The sequence below is a fragment of the Alkalibacterium sp. m-11 genome (assembly GCF_054658155.1).
Genome location: NZ_BAAGIR010000167.1, coordinates 1 through 3,612 on the forward strand (window position 1 = coordinate 1; position 3,612 = coordinate 3,612).

Consider the following 3,612-nt stretch of genomic DNA (forward strand, 5'->3'; position numbering starts at 1 on the left):
AAAATCACGCCTTTCCACGTTATAATTATAACGTGGAAAGTGCGGAAATTCAATAGGAATAGCCAGAAATTTCCTTTTATATCAATGTTTTTTGCATTCCTCGTTATAATTTACACGGGAATGAAGGAGACAAGAGCAGTCGGAGTTTTGCCTCCAGACGTATGTCTTCATAAGCAGTCTTCTCAGCGTCCAATTCAGTGAAATAGTACTCAGCTAAATTTATCGATGCAGCAGGACTAACTGGAGAATCAACTGAAAATCTGGTTAAATCTATTATCTGAGAAGCTTCTTCGCCTTTGAATTCAATCCAGGCGTACTCCCAAGGATCAGTTGAATCTGGATGATAGGAGATTTCTGTATACGGATAAATCAGAAAACTCTCCCCTTCTTTAAGTTCAAATTCTTTTGACCGGGTTTTCAGTGTGCCTTTGCCTTTGATTATGTAGTGTAATGCATAGACATCCCGCACCCCAGGTCCCCATTTATGGGAGTTTACCGGCTTATGGCCACTGCTGACGTATTCTAATTGTTGGGGATTTTTTGAAGAAAAAAATCCTTCGTTACTGTTTTTCATCGTATTTCTCCTTTAAGTAAAGGCTTGAAGCTGTTTGTTAAACCGCCTTAATTATCCAGATTTATTTGTAAATTCAGAACGTCTCTATACCTGAATTATAACACGGCCGATTGAAAAAATTGACACTCTATCCATGCCTGAATCAGTTATGCTTTAGCAGATTTTTCTTATAGTTTAAAGCAATCTTGTCAGTGGCTGACAGTTTACTCAATCACTTGTCTTTGAATACCTGCACTAACATTCTGGTAAAATAGATTGAGACACACTACATTTAATACATCAATTATCACACAAATAAAACCTGTCATCCGTCATTAAATGACCTTAAACTTTTTATGACAGGAAAAAGGAGAAAATAATGGACTACCATATATCAACGCAAGGAAATGACCAAAATACAGGAACAAAAGAACAGCCTTTTCGCACAATCTCACGAGCGGCTGCTTTAGCAGAGCCTGGCGATACCGTTACTGTTCATGCCGGAGTGTACAGAGAATGGATCAATCCTTTAAATGGAGGAACAGAAGAACAGAGAATACTTTACAAAGCTGCTGGCGATGGAGAAGTCGTTATCTCAGGGGCTGAGCGTATTTCAGAATGGACTTCTGAAGGAAACAATGTCTGGAGTACAGAAGTGTCTAACTCCTTATTTAAAAATCGGAACCCATATGAAGTCGAGCTGAGTGGCGACTGGCTCTTTGACGGAGACCTGACTGCTCACTTGGGTGAAGTCTATCTGGACGGAAAATCTCTTTATGAATGCGGCAGTGTGGAGGAAGTAAATCATCCTGAAAGATGGTCTGAAGCGAAATATTCAGATGATTCTCTATTAAAATGGCATACAAAAGTGGGGACAGAAACGACGAAAATATGGGCAAACTTTGGTGGCAAAGATCCCCGAAGTGAGAATGTGGAAATAAATGTACGCCCTCACTGCTTCTGGCCTGAAAAATCCGGTGTGAATTATATTACCGTCAGTGGTTTCACGCTTACTCAAGCCTCACCTCAATGGGCACCCCCAACTGACTCTCAGGAAGGACTGATTGGTCCTCATTGGAGCAAGGGTTGGATTATCGAAAACAATACTATCAGCGAATCAAAAAACGTGGGCATCAGCTTAGGCACAGAAACTGGTACGGGGCACAAAGATAGAAAAAGAAAAGGTGGAACTCAGCGGGAACAGGAAGCCATCTTGAAGGCTCTCCATTCAGGCTGGCATAAAGATACGGTCGGCAGTCATATTGTGCGTAACAATATTATTCACGACTGTGAACAAGCTGGAATTGTCGGTCACATGGGCGCAGCTTTCAGCGAAATTTCACATAACCGTATTTACAATATCCACCATAAACGTCTTCGTCATGGGGCTGAAGTAGGTGGAATCAAACTGCACGCCGCTTTGGACACTCAAATCACGGACAATAAAATTTACAGCAGTTACAGAGGACTCTGGCTGGACTGGCAGGCACAGGGAACCCGCATCAGTCGCAATGTCTTTTTCGATAACTTGTCAGAAGATTTATTCGTCGAGGTCTGCCATGGTCCCTATTTGGTTGATCACAATCTGTTTTTGTCTCATATGAATTTCCGAAACATGGCTCAAGGTGGAGCCTTTGTGCATAATCTATTTGCCGGCAGATTTGTTGTTCAATCTGAACTCACACGAATTACGCCTTACCATTTCCCACATGAGACAGCTATGGCCGGCTACTCGAATATAACTGGAGGGGATGACCGCTACTTTAATAATATATTCCTTGGTGATGAAGATGGAAATAAAGAACCTGTGCCGATTAGATTCTTCGAACATCTTCCGCTTAAAAATCGGGAAGCTTCTGAAGCTGGAGAGAAAAAAGTTATGGACGGTGTTCCGGATGATTCCATCTGCTACCTGCATCCTGTTGGTCTAGGCGGATACAATCAGCATCCAAATGCCGATGAAAAGCAGTGGTGGGATATGACTAAAGAAGAAATTGCGGAACTGGGAGATGCAGCAGACGCTATTTTAGTAGGCAATGCAGTCTTGCCTGTTTCGATGGATGGGAACCTCTACCTTAATGAGGCAGTTCCAAGCTCTCAAGAAACGAATGCTGCTACGCTAAGGGAAAAAGTATTCCATATCGAGAGTAATCCGGTGGAAGGAATGGTGCATATTGAAATCAGTCAACCAGCATCCTTAGGTGAGCATTCTGAAGCTATGGTCACTACAGACATGCTGGGCAAAACATATCATGCTGAGATGGCCTTTGAAAAGCCTGATAATTCTCCTTACCGTTTTGACACAGATTATTTTAGTAACAGCAGAACCGATACACGGGTCACGCCCGGTCCCTTCAGGCTGGATCAGAATACCACTTTGATCTTTGAAGTTTAATATGAATTGATGCTGTAAAGGATTTTGTTCAAAGTATGAGAAAAATAAACCGATTAGGTAGTACATAAGTGTACTTCTAATCGGTTTTTCTATACCTACTAAATTCTAGTTCGTAGATTGCTAACTCGCGGGTTGAAGTGTCTCTGAGTCGCCCGGCTAACGCTCTGGTGGGTCATCTGAGGAAGAAAAATCTTCTTGAGTTGACCAGCCTGTCCTCTAGCTGGTCAACTGGTGGAGAATAAGCCACACGAGTTGACTAGCCTGCTCTCTAGAGGGTCGAGTGGTGACGAATTAGCCATACGAGTTGACTAGCCTGCCCTATAGCGGGTCATCTGGTGGTGAAGAAGCCGCTAGAGTCGTCCAGCTACTCACCAAATATTAACTGGCGGATAAAAATTGTCTAAGCCTGCACTTAAATTGACTAACATTCATACTGGCAGGAAAATATCGTTTGAGCTTTAACTTAACAGATTAAACGTCTGTCTAAGTTGAATGCATTCCATATAAAAATTGTTTCTGTCATTTGGATATACTAACTGAGCCAATTTCATAATTATTTGTCGTGTTTAACACCTGATAAATCAACTTTTTTAAAACATAGAAAAAAGGACCCCCCCATATGGTACAATTAGGTTGTCGACTAAGACACGTACTCCAGGAGGGA

At 42.0% G+C, this 3,612-nt stretch carries 2 protein-coding genes; one reads left to right on the forward strand and one right to left on the reverse strand.

Annotation, left to right across the window (positions count from 1 at the left end):
- Positions 1-103: 103 nt before the first annotated feature.
- Positions 104-574, reverse strand: coding sequence for an AraC family ligand binding domain-containing protein (locus ACYQ2O_RS11100; RefSeq protein ID WP_346023616.1), 471 nt, complete (start codon positions 572-574; stop codon positions 104-106).
- Between the two features lie 358 nt (positions 575-932).
- Here ACYQ2O_RS11100 and ACYQ2O_RS11105 point away from each other — a divergent pair, with 358 nt between their 5' ends.
- Entirely contained in the window at positions 933-2,948 is a 2,016-nt protein-coding gene (locus tag ACYQ2O_RS11105) for a right-handed parallel beta-helix repeat-containing protein (RefSeq protein ID WP_459770997.1), read from the forward strand.
- The last annotated feature ends 664 nt before the right edge of the window (positions 2,949-3,612 follow it).